Annotated in this window: 12 protein-coding genes and 1 pseudogene; 6 read left to right on the top strand and 7 right to left on the bottom strand. The window is 67.3% G+C overall.

Going from position 1 to position 16,857, the window contains the following annotated elements; genetic code table 11:
- The first annotated feature begins 30 nt into the window (after positions 1-30).
- Positions 31-3,402, top strand: a complete 3,372-nt coding sequence (locus KF833_11905; protein MBX3746000.1) for a transketolase — start codon at positions 31-33, stop codon at positions 3,400-3,402.
- Between the two features lie 406 nt (positions 3,403-3,808).
- Here KF833_11905 and rnr read toward each other — a convergent pair.
- A pseudogene (gene rnr / locus KF833_11910) lies at positions 3,809-5,896 on the bottom strand (ribonuclease R).
- Positions 5,897-6,168: 272 nt separating this feature from the next.
- The gene (locus KF833_11915) at positions 6,169-7,149 is read right to left on the bottom strand and encodes a transposase (GenBank protein ID MBX3746001.1); all 981 of its coding nucleotides are present in this window, start codon (positions 7,147-7,149) and stop codon (positions 6,169-6,171) included.
- Positions 7,150-7,640: 491 nt separating this feature from the next.
- Here KF833_11915 and KF833_11920 point away from each other — a divergent pair, with 491 nt between their 5' ends.
- From KF833_11920 to KF833_11935, 4 genes are all read left to right on the top strand, one after another.
- Entirely contained in the window at positions 7,641-9,473 is a 1,833-nt protein-coding gene (locus tag KF833_11920; protein ID MBX3746002.1) for a hypothetical protein, read from the top strand.
- 5 nt (positions 9,474-9,478) lie between these two features.
- Positions 9,479-10,231, top strand: a complete 753-nt coding sequence (locus tag KF833_11925) for a pyridoxine 5'-phosphate synthase (GenBank protein ID MBX3746003.1) — start codon at positions 9,479-9,481, stop codon at positions 10,229-10,231.
- A complete protein-coding gene (gene acpS / locus KF833_11930; protein ID MBX3746004.1) occupies positions 10,228-10,605 on the top strand; it encodes a holo-ACP synthase in 378 nt (125 codons plus the stop codon). Before KF833_11925 ends, acpS begins: the two co-directional genes overlap by 4 nt.
- Positions 10,606-10,847: 242 nt before the next feature.
- Positions 10,848-11,630: a dienelactone hydrolase family protein gene (locus tag KF833_11935; GenBank protein ID MBX3746005.1), complete on the top strand. Its 783-nt coding sequence runs from the start codon at positions 10,848-10,850 to the stop codon at positions 11,628-11,630.
- A gap of 32 nt (positions 11,631-11,662) precedes the next feature.
- Here KF833_11935 and KF833_11940 read toward each other — a convergent pair whose 3' ends face one another.
- The gene (locus KF833_11940) at positions 11,663-12,586 is read right to left on the bottom strand and encodes a proline racemase family protein (GenBank protein MBX3746006.1); all 924 of its coding nucleotides are present in this window, start codon (positions 12,584-12,586) and stop codon (positions 11,663-11,665) included.
- A gap of 56 nt (positions 12,587-12,642) precedes the next feature.
- Here KF833_11940 and KF833_11945 point away from each other — a divergent pair, with 56 nt between their 5' ends.
- Positions 12,643-13,512, top strand: coding sequence for a type II secretion system protein (locus tag KF833_11945; protein ID MBX3746007.1), 870 nt, complete (start codon positions 12,643-12,645; stop codon positions 13,510-13,512).
- A 28-nt stretch (positions 13,513-13,540) separates the two neighbouring features.
- On the opposite strand, the gene KF833_11950 is transcribed toward KF833_11945, so the two are convergent.
- The 4 genes from KF833_11950 to KF833_11965 form a co-directional block, all read right to left on the bottom strand.
- A complete protein-coding gene (locus KF833_11950) occupies positions 13,541-14,635 on the bottom strand; it encodes a DUF1080 domain-containing protein (GenBank protein ID MBX3746008.1) in 1,095 nt (364 codons plus the stop codon).
- Positions 14,636-14,731: 96 nt separating this feature from the next.
- Positions 14,732-15,196: a cupin domain-containing protein gene (locus tag KF833_11955; GenBank protein ID MBX3746009.1), complete on the bottom strand. Its 465-nt coding sequence runs from the start codon at positions 15,194-15,196 to the stop codon at positions 14,732-14,734.
- Between the two features lie 36 nt (positions 15,197-15,232).
- Complete coding sequence (locus KF833_11960; GenBank protein MBX3746010.1) at positions 15,233-16,084, bottom strand: sugar phosphate isomerase/epimerase; 852 nt, start codon at positions 16,082-16,084, stop codon at positions 15,233-15,235.
- A 255-nt stretch (positions 16,085-16,339) separates the two neighbouring features.
- Complete coding sequence (locus KF833_11965; protein ID MBX3746011.1) at positions 16,340-16,822, bottom strand: hypothetical protein; 483 nt, start codon at positions 16,820-16,822, stop codon at positions 16,340-16,342.
- Positions 16,823-16,857: the final 35 nt, after the last annotated feature.

Raw genomic sequence — 16,857 nt, forward strand, 5'->3', positions numbered from 1 at the left:
GTGTCCCAGGCGTTGGCCTTGTTGCGGTTCATGCACCTGGCCCGGTGGGTGGATCGGGTGGAGATGGAGCTGGTGAACCGGGGAGAGGCTTATTTCCACGTGGGTGGGGCCGGCCACGAGGCTTCGGCGGCCATTGTGCAGCACCTGACCCCCGAGGACTGGCTGCATCCGCATTACCGGGACAAGGCCCTGATGCTGGCCCGCGGGATCCCCCCCGAGCAGTTTTTCCATGGGCTTCTCTGCACGGCGGGTTCGACGTCGGGGGGGCGGCAGATGGGGGCGCATCTGAGTTACCCGGAGGTGAAGGTGATGGCCATGGCAGGCCCGGTCGGGAACAACGCCCTGCCTTCCGTCGGTGTCGCCCAGGAACTGGTGGCGCGGGCGACGGCGGAACGCGGGGCCCGCAACGGGGATCACCCGGCTCGGGAACCCGGTCCGCTGGTGCTGTGCGTGAACGGAGACAGCACGACGCAGCAGGGCGAGTTTCTCGAGGCGATTGGCGAGGCTGTCCGCTGCCGGCTTCCCGTGCTGTTCCTGATCGAGGACAACGGCTACGGGATCTCGACGCGGACCGCGGGAAGGACGTTTTACAGTCTGCCGTCGGGACCGGCCGCGGAGTTTTTGGGAATCCCGATCCGGCGTCTCGATGGGCGGGATGCCATCGAGGTGGGGCGGGCGTTGGGGCCGATTGTGGCGTCGGTTCGCCGACGGGAGCCGGCGGTGGTGGTGCTGGAGGTCGAGCGGCTCACCCACCACACCAACGCCGATGACGAGCGGGTGTACCGGGACGAGGCGGAATTGAAGCGGGTCCGGTCGCACGCGGACCCGGTGGAGCGCCTGAGGGGCCGGTTGCTGGCCAGCGGGGTGGCCGAAGCCGAGCTGGACCGGCTCGACCGGGAGGCCGAGGTGGAGGTGCGCGCGGCGGCCGAGCGGGCGCTGGCCGCTCCCAATCCTCCCACCAACCTGGATGCGCGTCCCCCGGCGGCGGTGGATGCCGTCGCGCCGCCGGCGGTTCCCCCGTCGGTGACCACGGTGCTGCCGGCGGTGGCCGGTTCGTACACGATGCTGGAGGCCATGCGGGAAGTGCTGCGACGCCATCTGGCGTCGGACGGGCGGGTGAGTCTCTATGGGGAGGACATCGAGGATCCGAAGGGGGACGTATTCGGTCTGACCCGCGGTCTGACCCGGGCGTTTCCGGGTCAGGTTCGCAATTCGCCGCTGACCGAATCCACGATTGTGGGGGTGAGTCTGGGCCGGGCGCTGGCCGGGGGGCGGCCGGTGGCCTGCATCCAGTTCGCGGATTTTCTGCCGATGGCGTACAACCAGATCGCGTGCGAGCTGGGATCGATCCATTGGCGGAGCGGGGGGGGGTGGAGTTGCCCGGTGATCATCCTGGCCCCTGGCGGAGCGTACCGCCCGGGTCTCGGGCCGTTTCACGCGCACACCTTCGAGAGCGTGATGGCGCACGTGCCGGGGATCGATGTGGTGACGCCGAGTTCGGCGGCGGACGCGGCGGGGTTGCTGAATGCGGCCTTTGCCAACCAGGGCACCGGGCGGCCGACGGTTTTTCTCTATCCCAAGGTCTGTCTCAACGATCCGGCGCTGGCCGCGCCCGAGGGGGCGCTGGGGGAGATCCTGCAGCCGGGTGTGGCCCGAACCCTGACCCGGGGCGACGAGCTGACGATGGTTTCCTGGGGCAGCACGGTGCCGTTGTGTCTGCGGGCGGCGCGGTTGCTGGAGGAGGCCGGTGTGGGTGTGGAGTTGCTGGATCTACGTTCCATCAGTCCGTGGGATCGGGCGGGTGTGGCGGCCAGCGTGCGGCGGACCGGGCGGCTGGTGGTGGTCCACGAGGACAATCTCACCTGCGGTTTCGGGGCCGAGGTGGTGGCCGGCGTGACGGAGGAACTGGAAGGCGCGGTCCGGGTCCGGCGGGTGACGCGGTTCGACACGTATCCGCCGTGCAATTATCTGAACCAGATGGAGGTCCTGCCCAGTCTGCGCCGGATCCTCGAGGCCGTGGCCGACCTGTGCGCGCTGGATCTGCGCTGGGAAGGCGGGGCGGCGGCGGCCGACGGAGCGTATGTCCTCGAGGCGGTGGGCTCGAGTCCGGCCGATCAGAGCGTCTCGGTGGTGGAATGGAAGGTGGCGGAAGGGGCGTCGATCGAGGCGGGTGATCCGATTGCGGATTGTGAGGCGGACAAGGCCACCTTCGAGCTTCGCGCCCCGGTTTCGGGGGTGATTCACGATCTGCTGCCCTTGGACGAGAAGGTGCCCATCGGCAGTCCGATGGCGCGGATTGTCCGACGGGCCGTGGGACCGGCACTGCCCAAGCGGGTGCCCACCGAGTTGCGCCCGGTCATCACGCGTCGCGCCGGGGCGCCCGCTCCCGGAGAGCGGCCCCGAGCGGTGCCGTTGCGATCCAGCGAGCGGTCCGTGGTGGGCATCTCCGTCATTGCGCCCAGGCCTGCGGGCCGGGTGGTGACCAACGAGGAACTGGTGCGCCGGTTCGAGGGCCGGACGCCGCATGACATTCTCCAGCGGACCGGCATCGAGTCGCGACCGCTGCTGGGGCCGGGGGAGACGGCGTTGACGCTGGCGACGCGTGCGGCCCGGGAGGCGCTGCGTGCCGGCGGGCTGACGCTGCACGATCTCGACGCCATATACGTGAGCACCAGCACGCCCATCTCAGTCAGCCCGAGCATGGCATGCCTGCTTCACCATCAACTGGGAGGCGAGGGGGCGAAGAAGGATCTTGCGGCGAGCGACATCCTGGCGGCCTGTACCGGGTACCTGTACGCCTTGCAGACCGCCTTCGATTTCTGCCAGTCGCGCCCGGACGCCAATATCCTGGTGGTCACGGCGGAGGCGATGAGCGAGTACACCAACCCGGACGATTTCGACACGGCCATTGTCTTTGCCGATGCCGCCACGGCGACGTTGGTCCACGGACCGGCCTCCGCGAAATTCGGGGGTTCGCGGGTGCGCCTGCATCGCCCGGTGCTAAGCGCCCGGGGCGAGGACGGCACGATTCTGCATCACGGGCGGCGGGGGGATCCCAACGTGAACATGGACGGTCTGAAGGTGTTTCCGATGGCCGTGCGGCAGTTGATCGCGCTGCTGAAGGAGGCGTGCGCCGAGAGCGAGATCGGGGTCGAGCAGCTCGACCACATTGTGCCGCATCAGGCCAACGGGCGGATTCTCGATGCCGTGGATCAGCGGTTGAAGCTGCCGCGCGGGCGGTTGATCAACCGGGTGAAACACGCCGGCAACACCAGCAGCAGCACCATCCCGCTGGTCCTTGCCGAACTGCTCCGGGAAGGCGCGCACGGGCGGGTGGGGCTGTGCGCCTTTGGAGCCGGGTTCACCTTCGGCGCCGCGGTGATGGAGCTGCAGCGGGAGTAGTTGGCGCCTGCGTCGGCGCCTGCCGGGAGGAGGGGCGGGCGGGTGCGGATCTGCGCTTCGGCTTGACCGGGCGTGAGGACGGGCGGGCGCCAGAGGCCGGTGCCGGCGCCGGCGGTGCGTTGCGGAACGGTCTCCCCGGTCTCCCCGGTCTCCCCGGTCTCCCACGTCGAGTCCGGGCATCGGTGGAGCGGCCATGGGACGGCCTGGTGGCGTCGGAGCGGTTGGTGCGGTCGGAGGCGGGCTGGGGGCCGCGGCGGTCCTGGCGGCTGCGGTCGGTTGAAGGGAGTGTGCGATCCTGGGTTGGGCGGCTGGGATGAGGGCGGGTCTCCCGGAGCGGCCTTTGTTGGGGCCTTCGTTGGGGTCGTTCGGGGCGGGCTTGTCCGGGGCGGGCTTGTCCGGGGGCCTGGGCGAGCCGGAAATCGACCTGCTTCTTGGCGCGATCGACTTTGGCGACCTGAACCTCGATGCGGTCGCCGAGGCGGATGACCTGGCGGGTGCGCCGTCCGACGAGCTGGCCGCGGGAGGCATCGAAGGCGTAGAATTCGTCCTGAATGGTGGAAAGGGGTACCAGGCCGGACATGGCGAGATCCGGGACATCGACGAAGAAGCCGAAGTTGCGGACGTCCGTGACGAGCGCCGGGTAACGGTGCGGCTGGCGGTTCCGCAACTGGGCTTCGAGGTAGGCGAACAGCTTGACGTCCTTGCTGTCGCGTTCGGCGTCGGAGGAGTTGCGTTCGGTGAGGGAGAGATGGTCGGCCGTTTCCTTGAGGGCGGCACCTGCCTCGGGGTGTTTGTCGAAGAGGGCGCGGTGGACGACGAGGTCGGCGTAACGGCGGATGGGGGAGGTGAAGTGGGCGTAATGGCGTTTGGCGAGGCCGAAGTGGCCGAGGGGTTCGACGGCGTAGCGGGCGCGCATCAGGGACTTGAGGAATCCGATCTTGAGGGCGGGCCCGATGGGGAGGGCGTCCAGGCGATGCAGGAGGCGTTGGACTTCGGCGCGCTGGGTGAGGTTGCCGCAGGGGACATTGTGGGAGAGGACCTCCTCGCGGTATTCGCGGAGGCGCCGTTCATCGGGGGCCTCGTGGACGCGGTGAATGGCAGGGATGCGCGTTTGGACGAGGCGGCGGGCGACGGCCTCGTTGGCAAGGAGCATGTACTCCTCGATGAGTTGGTGGGATTCGTCGTTTTCGATCTTCTCGATCCGTTCCACGCGACCCTGGTCATCGAGGCGGATCTTCATTTCCGGGAAATCCAGGGCGAGGGCTCCTTCGCGAAAGCGACGCTTGCGCAGGCGCTGGGCCAGGCGGTGGGCGTCGTGGAGCATGTGTTCGATGGGATCGGCGGCCGGGCGGCGGAGGATGCCAAGCACCTCGCCGTAGGTGAACCGGCGCTGCGAATGGATCACGGCGGAATGGAAGGCGGCCTTGAGGACCTGGCCGTCGTCGGTGACCAGGAATTCGACGGCTTTGGTCAGACGGTCCACCCGGGGTCGAAGCGAACAGAGTTCGTTGCTGAGGGCCTCGGGGAGCATGGGGATGACGCGATCGACGAGGTAGGTCGAATTGCCACGGCTGCGGGCTTCGGCATCGAGGGCGGTACCGGCCTTCACATAGTGCGACACGTCGGCGATGTGGACCCAGAGCCGCCAGCGGCCGGTCCCGGCGGGTTCGAGCGAGATCGCGTCGTCGAAGTCCTTGGCGTCGTCCGGATCGATCGTGACCACCGGGTGGCTCCGGCAGTCGACCCGGCCGGCGGTGTCGCGGGCATGGACGGTGTCCCCGTAGGCTCGGGCCTCCTGGAGGACGCGCCGGGGGAAATGGAGGGGAAGGTTGTACTGGCGGAGCACGGAGAGCATGTCCACGCCCTCGTCGTCGGGAGCGCCGAGCACCTCGATGATCTCGCCTTCGGGCTGGGTGTGGTCGGATTCCCATTCCTTGAGTTCAACGACCACCTTGTCGCCCTCCCGAGCTGGGCGCCCGACATCCCTGGGTTCGGGCACGGCGATGTCGTGGGGGATTCGCGGATCGTCCGGAACCACATAAAGCAGGCGCCGGCCGTGACGGAGCGTTCCGACGAGTTGATTGCGGCGACGTTCGAGAATGCGGATGACCGAGCCGGTATTCTCGTCGGCGGGATGGGGGCGGAGTCCCTTGGGGGAAACATCGCGCCGGACGAGGACCCTGTCTTCATGCAGGGCGGTGGCCGTGGCGCGTTCGGGAATGACAATCTCGCGGATGGCCGGATCGTCGGGAATGAGAAAGCCCTTTCCCTGGCGGTTAATGCGGATGCGCCCCGGGATGAGGTCGGCTTCGCGCGGGAGGATGTAGCGTTCGCCCTTGATGCGGACGAGTTGGGCGGTCCGCTCCAGGCTCCGGACGAGATTCCGGAACTCGGTGCGCCGGGATTCGGGGAGGCTCAGGTGCCGGAAGAGGTCTGGGAGGGTTGCGGGGACGTAGTCCGGTTTTCGCAACCAGCCGAGCAGTTGGTCTTTCATCGATGAAGTCATGGGGGCGAAGGAATGTCGTTATGGGAGCTTCCAACGGATCGCCGACCTGGGATCCGATGCGCCAACGAAGCCAGGTTGCCCGCACCCCCTTGGAGGGATGAGGTTGAGGGACGGGCGGGATGAAGGCGAGTGGCAAAAGGGAGGGATGTCTTGCGGGTGTGGTCGTCGGTCATGCCCTGTCCGCTCTCCCCCTGGTCTGTGCGTTGTCCCCCAAGGTTGGTTCCTGCGATCAACGAGCATGACGCCTCAGGTCCGGCGACTTACCCCACCGCATCGACCCGCAGATCGCGCAGGACGGTGAGCCCGGGGATGGGAGCGCCTCGAATGTTGCGTGCGCCGCTCTTGCGCCGCTTGCCGAACTTGTCCCGGTGCCGTTCCCACATCTGGTCCACAAACTCCTTCGATCCCAGAAACACCCCATCGGTCATGTGGCGGATCCGCAGGCGCAGGATCTGGCCCAGCGGCAATTTCCCGCCCCGCGCCAGTTCCGCCTTAATCGCCTCCGGATCGAGCACCCGCTTGTCGCTCCGTCCTGACGTCCCGCCAATCACGTATAGCGCCAGGCGATATTCTGCTGACGCCGCGCTCCAGTCCTGGGTCCCCAGAAAGCCCATGATTCCGCGGCGGATGACCTTGTCGCCGGTGAGGGCGGCGGCGTAGCCGCAGAAGCGGTAGTCCTTGGGATCGTTGACCAGTCCGGCGCGGACGGGGTTGAGGTCGATGTAGGCGGCGATGGCGCGGAGGGTGCTGGGACAGTCTTCCACCAGGACGCTGCGGAAACGTTCGCCCCAGAGGTAGCCGGTGCGGTCGTGGCGACGATTGTACCAGCGGGAGAAGCGTTGCTTGAACTCCTGAAGGAAGACGGAGAGGTCGGCGATGCGGGAGAGGACCGCTTGGCGGATGTCGTCGGGGATGGGTTGGCCCTTCTTGAGAGCGGCACGGGCGAGGGTGGGGAGAGTGGCCTTGGGGCCGTAGAAGTCCTCGAGTTTGGCGAGGATGACGTCGTCCGGGATGGAGTCGGGGAGGGGTTTGGGCGGGACACGGATGAGGAGATGGAAGTGGTTGGACATCATGCAGAAGGTGATGACGTCGATGTCGCAGAATCGGGCGAGGTGGTGGAGGAGGTTGATGAGCTTGTGTCTGGCGGAGTCGTCGAGGAGATGGAGGCGGCCGGCGACGCGGGACATGCAATGGTACGTCGACGGAAGGGAGGGATCGGCCTTGATGCGTGGGATTCTCATGAGGTGGGGATGGGCGCTGTTTGTTGAGCAGTCGAGGGTGAGGGAGCCTGCAGGATTGCGGAGAACTCGCTGACCCCGCGCAAGGTGTGGCGGAAGAACAAAGGGATCAACTTTAAAATGCCTGACATAATGATTTGAAATGGGCCCGAAGGCCGACTTTCCCGAGGTCGGATTGCCCCTTCATTCAAGCGCCCGACAGAGCGTTGAACACCGGACGAAGGCATTTCCGGCCAGCCGCCGGCCCAGTTTGCCCGCCTGATGGCGCCATCTGCGACCGTCCGCCGCCGCCGCCATGGCTCATGCGGCGATTTGGGCTGCGATTCAGCCATTGCGCAGAGTTCCCGGGTTTGGCATGCAAGCGGTTCTCGTTTATGCGCTTCATTGTAATCGCAGCCGGTGTGATGGCGGTTCTGACGGCTTGTGGGACCGAACCCGAAGCTGAGAGGGGCACTTCGACGATCCTGCGGCAGCACTTCGTGGGAGTTGACGCGGTGGTCGCTGCATCGGACCTGGCGCCGGTGGCGGCGATTGTGGCACTCCCGGAGACCCGGCAATTGCTGGTCGAAGGGGTGAGTCGCCTCGCGTCGAATCTGCCCCTGTGGTGGGGGGCCCCGGCAGGGATTACCAACCACACCGCGACCATCGAGGCGCTGGTGCGCGAGTTCGTCCGTGCCGAGTTCTTGGTGGAAGTGCAGGCGGGAGGCGATCGGATCACGGGTTGGGCGGTGGCGGCGCGGTTGGGTGAAGAGCGATGTGCGACCTGGGCCGCCGAATTGGCGGCCCTTGGCGGGTCCTCATCCGTCGAGGATGCGATCGACGCAAACCGCCCGCGCAGTGCCGAGTCCGCTGTGGGCAGGGAAGGCATCGAGGAGGACCATCCCGCGACCTCGCCAGAGCCAGGGCCCGGCGAAGCCGGGTCCGAAGACGACACGCGCGAAGCGGAGGGTCTGGAAAAGTCCAAGTTCAGGGGGAATGAGCCGGCGGAAGGGCTGGCTGAGCCCGGTGAAGGTTCATCGAGCGATGCCGGGGCAGGGCCGGGCGAGGTTTCGGACTCGGGGGAGGTGGCTCAGGCGGCAACGGCAGGCGCCTGGGCCTTGGAACGGGCACCGGGCGGGGGCGTGCGGTTCGAGGCGAACGGGGAGTGGGCGATGATCGGGGGTGGGGAAGGGGCGTGGGAGGCCTTGGTGCAACGGGTGAGTGCCGGGGCCGGCGAACCGAAGCACGACCACGTTCTGTGGATCGAGGGCAGTCCGGAGCGTTGGGCCCGGTTGATGGGATGGGGCGAGGCGAAGCTGGGTCCCCTGGATCAGTGGCCACGCTGGATGGAGTGGAGCATGACGCCGCGTCAGGGACGGTTCCGGACCGAGGCGCGATTGGATCTGGCCGAGGCGGTTGCGGGGCCTTTGGAGCCGTGGCAGGTGCCGACGAATCTGGTTCGGGATCCGCTGGTGGGGTTCACTGCCATGCATGGAGCGGACCGCTGGTTGAGCCGGCTGGGGCTGTTTTCGGAATTGGGCGTGACGGAATGGCCGAAGCGCCTCCTGCTCTGGTCGGTGGCGGGGTTTCCCTGGCTGCAGTATTTCGCGGCCGAGACGGCGAACCCGGCGAATCTCCTGACGGAATTGATGCCGGCACTGCCACTGCGGTTCATGACCAACCACGCCTGGCAGGGCCAGACCTTCGCGTTGCGCGTCACCAACCGCGCGTCCCGGGTCGAGGTCATGGGTCTTGGATACCTGGCACCGTTTGTCGAAGGCCGTGCTGAGAGCGATCCGCCCCTGTTGGTCGGCGGGCTTTTTCCGGCGCCCCCCGGCGGTGATCCAGCCCCGGCGGAGCTGATGCGGCAGGTGGTTGGGAGGACGAACCTCCTGATGTACGACTGGGAGATGACAGGGTTGCGGTGGGTGGAAAGCCAGACCGGCGCGGGTGGGGTCACCCACAAGGTCACCAACCACGTCGGGCGGCTGGTCCAGTTGAAGGAACTCGCACAGCTCGGAATCATGCTTCGTCATCCCCCCGCCCAATGGCCGAGGAACAAGGAGGGCTTCATCCAGGTTGCCGGTGGAGCATGGATCGACCGGGCCGGCCCGCTGCTGGGTGACACCATCACCGAGCTGGTGCTGGAGACGCCGACCCGGGTGGTCCTGACGCGGAGTTCGCAACTCGGGTTAAGCGCCCTCGAATGGACTCAGTTGTTGCGATGGATTCACAACCCGGGTTTTCCGGGGTGGCAGGATCCTCCGGCGCCTCCGGTGCGACGCGGCCGGCCGGGGCAGGTCTCGGGGCTACAGTCCGGCGGCGGGTTGGAGGCGCGAATCCCCTGACTTCCATGCTGAGGCTTGGTGTCAACATCGATCACCTCGCCACTCTGCGCGAAGCCCGCTACCGCGGACGCCCGTGGGGTGAGCCGGATCCCGTCGAGGCGGCCCTGGTCTGTGAGCAGGCGGGGGCTCACGGCATCACCGCCCATCTGCGGGAGGACCGGAGGCATATCCAGGATCGCGATGTGTTTGCGTTGCGGGAGCGGATCCGGACGCGCCTGAACCTGGAGATGGCCCTGTCCGAGGAGATGGTCTCCATCGCCGAACGGGTCCGGCCGGATTTCGTCTGCCTGGTGCCGGAGCACCGCCAGGAGATCACCACGGAGGGCGGTCTGGATGTGGTTGCGCACCGGACCCGGGTCGCGGAAGTCTGCCGCCGGATGGAGCGGATCGGATGCGCGGTGAGCCTGTTTGTGACGCCGGATCCGGAACAGATCGCCGCCGCGGCGGCATCAGGCAGCCCGTTCATCGAACTCCACACCGGGGGTTTCGCGGAGGCCCGACGGGAGGGTGCGGGCGAGGAGGAAGCCCTCATGAGATTGGTCTCCGCGGCGGAGCAGGCACGAGGGAGCGGCCTTCGGGTGAACGCCGGTCACGGTCTTACCCTGGAAAACCTCCCGGTCCTCCTGAGCCGCGTGCCTCATCTCGAAGAGCTCAACATCGGGCACAGCCTGGTCAGTCACGCCCTGACCGTCGGCCTGGGCGTGGCTGTCGGAGCCTTTCTGGAACGAATGCAGGGTTATGCCCTGGGACCGCGATGATCCTTGGCACGGGTATCGACATCATCGAGGTGTCCCGAATGACGGCGATGGTCGAACGGTTCGGCGACCGGTTCCTGCGCCGGGTGCTGGTCGCCCGGGAGATCGAGTACTGCCAGGGCCACGTGAAACCCGGGCCGCACATCGCCGCGCGTTTTGCCGCGAAGGAGGCGGTCTCCAAGGCATTCGGAACCGGAATCGGAGCCAGCCTGGGCTGGGGGGACATCGAGGTGGCCCACCGGCCCACCGGCGCCCCGATGATTGTCCTTCACGGGCGTGGACGGGACCTGATGACGTCTCGCGGCGCTCGGGAGCTGCATGTGAGCCTGAGTCACACGGAGCACTACGCAGCAGCCTTCGCGCTCCTGGAGGGTTGAGGGTGTCCCTTCGGCAAGCGTGCGGGGCGCGGACGTCGGAGACTCGTTCATGACGGCAACCAGTACCCGTCGGGCCAACGGGTGAACCCGTTCGCCCAGGTCGAGCGATGGGATGGGGACTCGCGGGGTTCGTCCCTCAGGATCCGATTCCGGCACAGGTGAGGCGCCATTCCATTGCACCCGGCAGATCGCCGAAGGAGTGGAGATTGACCGGAGACGGGCAGGCGTCAGGCTGTGAGTCGATGAACGTGCGAGTCTGGCAAGTGACGGCGGCCCTGGTTCTGGCGGCGGTTTCGGCAACGGCGTCGGTCCAGCGACGGACGGTGGAATACCGGCAGGGGGAGGTGGTGCTGGAGGGGGCATTGGTTTGGGATACGTCCCATGCGGGTCCGCGTCCCGGGGTGCTGGTGGTGCATCAATGGCGGGGGTTGGGGGACTACGAACACAAGCGGGCGGAGATGCTGGCGCGGCTGGGGTATGCGGTGTTCTGCGCGGACATTTACGGGAAGGGCGTGCGGCCGGGGACGCCGCAGGAGGCGGCCCAGTTGTCGGGCACATACAAGGAGGACCGGCCGCTGCTTCAGGCCCGGGTCCGGGCCGCGCTGGACGAGTTTCGCCGGCATGCGGTGGTGGACCCGACCCGGATCGCGGCGATCGGGTATTGTTTTGGGGGAACGACGGTCTTGGAACTGGCGCGGAGCGGGGCGGTTCTGCGGGGGGTGGTGAGCTTCCATGGGGGGCTGGGGACGCCGAATCCGGCGGAGCGCGGGCGGGTGGCGGCGCGGGTGCTGGTGTTGCACGGGGCCGACGATCCGTTCGTGCCGCCGGCGGAGGTGTCGGCGTTCGAGGAGGAGATGCGGAAGGCCGGGGTGGACTGGCAACTGGTCAGCTACGGGGGCGCGGTCCACAGCTTCACCGACTGGAATGCGGGCAGCGATCCGACGCGCGGAGCGGCCTACGAGGAGAAGGCGGATCGACGGAGCTGGGAGGCGATGAAGGTCTTCTTCGACGAGATCCTGAAATAAGGGAGACAGGGGCGGCTGAAGGGGGCTGGGATTCAGGCGGGGCGGATGCCCCATTGGAACGGGTCGCGCGGATCGAGGAGGAGGGTGGCGTCGGCGATGACGTGGGCGGTGCCGGTGACGGTGGGGAGGATGATGCCGCGGGTGCGGTCGAGCCACTGGTAGTGGCCGGTGAAGGTGGTGCCGAGGATGCCCTCCTGGATCCAGGGCTGGTTTTCGGCGAGGTCGCCGTCGTCGGCCAGGCAGGCGAGCTTGGCGCTGGTGCCGGTGCCGCAGGGGGAACGGTCATAGGCGCGGCCGGGACAGAGCACGAAGTTGCGGGAATGGCCGCCTGCACCCGGCGGGCCGAACAGTTCGACATGATCCACCTCGGGATGGCCGGCGGCATTGACGGCCTGCCGGATGCGCCAGGTGATGTCGGTGAGTTGCCCGACCGAGGCCAGGTCGAGTGTCCAGGGATGATGAGCGACGAGGAAGAACGGATTCCCGCCCCAGGCGACATCGCCGGTGACGGGTCCGAGTCCGGGCACCTCCACGGTGATGGCGCGGGCGATGCGGTGGCTGGGGACATTGCGGACGGAGACCGAGCCGTCGGGATGGAGGGTGGCGGTGACGATGCCGACCGGGGTTTCGAGGCGGCACTCGCCGGGCTGGAGGCGGCCGAGGTGGGCCAGGGTCACCACCAGCCCGATGGTCCCGTGGCCGCACATGCCGAGATAGCCGACGTTGTTGAAGAAGAGGACGCCGGCGGCGCAGGAGGGATCGAAGGGTTCCACCAGGAGGGCGCCAACGAGGACGTCCGAGCCGCGCGGTTCGTTGACGATGGCCGAGCGGAAGGGGTCGTGATGGGCGCGGAACGCGGCGAGGCGCCCGGGCAGGGGACCGCGACCGAGATCGGGACCGCCTTCGAGGACGACGCGGGTGGGTTCTCCGGCGGTGTGGGAATCGAGGACGCGGATACGGGTCATGGGAGCGGCGCCTTTCGGCGGGCGGGGGGCGGTGGTAGGGTGCGCCGGTGACGACGGGACGTACGGTCGGCGGGGAGGAGCGGCGCAGCGGGCGTCGGGCGGAGGGCTTTCAACTGATCGAGATGCTGGTGGTGATCGCCATCATTGCGATTCTGGCGAGTCTGCTGCTGCCCGGGTTGTCGCGGGCACGGGACTCGGCGCGACGGATCCAGTGCATGAACCATCTGCGCCAGCTTGGGCTGACGTGGCAGCTTTACGCGGACGATCATGAGGACCGGTTGGCGCCGAACGGGTATGGGATTCCGGAGACGGTCGAAGGGCGGCGCCTGTGGGTGATGGGGGCGTCGCATCGCGAACCGGAGACCTTCACGAACACGACGTTCCTGCTGGATCCCCGCCATGCGGCGTTTGGCTCCTACCTTGGATCGGCGGCGGTGTACAAGTGTCCGGCCGACCGGAGCACGGTGGAGCTGGAAGGGCGCGAGCATCCGAAGGTGCGGTCGTATGCATTGAACGGGTACATGGGGTGGCAGGATCCGCCGCTGGAGATTTTCCCGTATGTGTCGAGCCGGCATCATGCGTTCAGGAAGACCAGCGATCTGAGCGTGGGGAGCGCCTCGAGGCTGCTGCAGTTCATCGACACGGCACCGGGGAACATCTGTTATCCCGGCTTCGTGATCTCGCTGGGCGGGTGGCTTCCGGACCTCTACTACCACTTGCCCTCGGTTCAGCACAACCGGTCCGGGACGTTCAGCTTTGCGGACGGGCACGTCGAGAGCCGTCGCTGGCGGAATGCGGAGACCACGCGGCTGGCCCGGGAGCGATGGATTCCCAACCACATCGCCTTGCAGTACCCGAACAACGAGGATCTGGCCTGGTTGCGCGAGCGGGCGTCGGTGGCGAAGGCGGAGCCGTGAGCGTTGAGCCGGTGGAGGCCGGGAGTGGCTACTTCCGGCGATAGGTGATGGTGAGGGTGGAGGAACCGGCCGGCGTGTCGAAGTTGCGGGGGCGGGGTCCGCCTTCCGGGGTGTAGGCGACACGAAGCTGGTCGCCGGAGAGTTCGTAGATCCCGTACACCCGACCGGCCGAAGTGCCATCGATGTCCATGCGCTTGGGACTGGCCGAGGGATCGAGGGTGATCGTGCCGCGATCGCCGCCGTCGTCCCAGCGGACGTCATAGCGATCGCCTTCGATCTTGAGGTGGACCTGGGACAGCCAGTCGGCGGGGATGTCGAAGCCGTCCCGGCGGCCGGCGTGCCCGATCCACTCGCCGGCCAAGCGGTCGAGGTCGGAGAGGGTGGGGGCGGGGGCGGGGGCAAGGTGGCGGAGGCGGATGTCCTTGAATTGAACGGTCATCGGGGGACCGACATGGACCTGAAAGGCGAGCACGCCGGAGGCGGCGGCACGGGCGGGGTCATCGTCGATGACGTCGGCGGTGACGCGTCCGTTGATGAGGTGGGTGAGGCGATTGCCGCGGGCGACGATGAGGTAGTCGTTCCACTGTTCCGGTTTGATGCCGGCCTGGATGTCCTCGGTCCTGCCGAGAGAACCCAGGACGGTGACGCGGTGACGTCCGTCATCGGCGGGAGTGATACGGGTGAACTGGCCACGTTGGGCGAGGATGCCGCGACCGCGTTCCTCGTAGAGGATGCCGGAGTAGGTGGTGCCGGCCTCGAAGTCGGCCTGGTAACCGCCGACGATGGGGCCCTGGGCGCCCTGCTGAACGACGCGGCTGCGGTACTGGATGCCGGAGTTGCCGCCGACGATCCGGTAGGAGAGGCGCAGTTCGAAGTCCTCGATGGTGCCGCCCTTCCAGACGAGGAAGGTGTTGTGCTTGAGGGCGGTCTCGGGACGGGTCTGGCCGGTGATGGCGCCGTCGCGGACGAACCAGATGTCGGCATGTCCCTCCCAGCCGTCGAGGTTGCGTCCGTTGAAGAGGGCGATCTCGTCCGAAGCGGCATGCCCTGAGAAGGGCTGGGCAGCGAGGAGGGCCAGGGCGAGGGAGGCGAGGCCGCGGGCGAGTCGGGGGGACGGGTTCATGGGCATCGTGGGGACGGGAGGGATGCGGGGTTGGGTTGGGGGGTAAGGATGGACCGCAGAGACCGGGCAGGCCGCGAGGGGGACATCAGGAGGGCCTCAGGCGGGGACCGGGGACGGCAGGAAGGTGCAGTCGTAGCGATCGCGCAGGACCGTCATGACATTCTCCGGGGAACATTCGCCGCGGGCGGCCAGTTCATCGGCTTCGCGGAAGAAGCGTTCGAAGCCGGCCGGCGTGATGGTCACCAGGAGCCGGGCAGGGGCGGCGCCGTCGGCCCGGATGGCGTGGGGGATGCCGCGCGGGGCGAAGTAGGTATCGCCGGAGCGGAGTTGGACCGAATGATGGCCGCAGGTGATGTCGAGTTCGCCCTCGATGAGGTGGAAGGTCTCCTCTTCGCGGTGGTGGACATGGGCGGGAATGCCACCACCGGGCGGGACGATGAGTTCGACGAGTGAGAAGGCGCCGTGGGTCTGCTTACCGTCGAGGAGGATGCGGGTGACGGTGCCCAGGACATCGAGGGTGGGCAGGCTTTCGGCGTGGGAGGCGACAGGGTGCAGTGACATGGAGGATGGGGCGAACGGAGGGGGCTTCGGCCTGGATTATTTGGATTTGAGGAGGCGGCGAAGGAACTGGAGACCCTTGGTGGCGATCTCGTCGCGGGTCGGTTCCATCTTGCGCCAGATGGCGGCGGCGCGGGCGATGACCTTGACGTCGGTGGTGAAGCTTTCGATGACGATGTCGCCGCGGTACCCGACTTTGGTGAGGGCGGCGGCGATGGGTTTCCAGTCGATGTGATCGTTGCCCGGGGTGCCGCGGTCGCTGCCGCAGGCGTGGAAATGCCCGAGGAGTTTGCCGGCCTTGAGGATGGCGGCGGCCTGGTTTTTCTCCTCGATGTTCATGTGGAAGGTGTCGAGGTGGAGGCGGACGGCAGGGCTGGCGATGGCCTTGACCAGCTTGAGGCCCTGGTCGCAGGTGTTGAGGAAGTCGGTTTCGAAGCGGTTGAGAGGCTCGATGCAGATCTGGACACCGCGCTCTTCGGCGTAGGCGGCGAGCTGCTTGAGGTTCTTCACGACGGTGGCGAACTGGGCCTTGCGTTCGTCGTTGTCGTGGGCGCCGATGCGGCCGACGACGCTGTAGACGGGGCCGATGAGGGAGGGGCAGCCGAGGGCGACCATGTGGTCGATGAGACCGCGGCAGTAGGTCATGGCGGTGCGCTGCTCGCCGGCATTGCCGCGGAAGTCGCGGCCGGGTCCCATGCAGGCGCAGACGCTGCCGATGGCCAGACCCGCCTTGTCGGCGGCCGCCTTGACCTTGACGGGGTCGATGTGGTCGAGGGCTTCGATGGGCAGTTCGACCGTGTCAAAGCCCCACTTCTTGAACTTGGGGAACAGGCGGACGCTGTCGGTGGTGAAGGGGGAGACAAAGAGGAAGGAGTTGATGCCGATTCTCATGGTAGCAAGCGCGATGGCGCATGTGGGTCCGTGGAGGGGAGGCTAGGCGACAGGAACGGGGAGTCAAAGCTTTCGCGGTGTGGGGACAGGACGGGGGATGGATGGGACCGATGGGACTGATAGGACTGATAGGACTGATGGCACAGGGGGGGGAATAAGGCTTGACCCGCTAGTCAATCAGCGGGGCCCCATGAACGGAGTCATGGGGGGGGGAGAGGGAGGATGTCCGACCCGGGGCTGGGGGTGGGTGCCGGATCAACCGCGGAAGACGACCATGGCGCCGTAGTCGGTGACGAAGGCGCCGCTGGAGAGGTCCTTGTAGGTGTAGGTGATGGGGGTGACGCTGATGATGTAGTCCTGGCCGACCTTCTGGAGGAATTCGGAGACGACCTCGTCGAAGTGATCCTTGTTCACCGTCATGGTGTCGATGCGGCGGAAGGTTTTCACCCGGAGTTTCTTTTCGGGCTCGGAGGCGGCGACTTCGAGGGTGGGGGCGGACTTCTGGATGAGGACCTCGGCGGGGCCATCGTGGATGGGGACGACGAAGTGTTTCTCCTCGCGGTTGGGGTCCGGGGCGCCGGTGCCGGCGCCATGGGGGGCGACGTGCAACTGGGACACCTCCGGGACGGGCACGTTCATCTTCCGATTGCAGGCCGGGCACTCCACCTGGGTTCCGGCGGCGGAGATGTCGACTTCCAATTCCTGCTGGCAGTTCGGGCAGTTGAAGGTGAAGTCCATAAGGGAATCAGGCGTTGAGGTGACGGCGGCAGGTT

Source organism: Verrucomicrobiia bacterium, assembly GCA_019634625.1.
Classification (GTDB): domain Bacteria; phylum Verrucomicrobiota; class Verrucomicrobiia; order Limisphaerales; family CAIMTB01; genus CAIMTB01.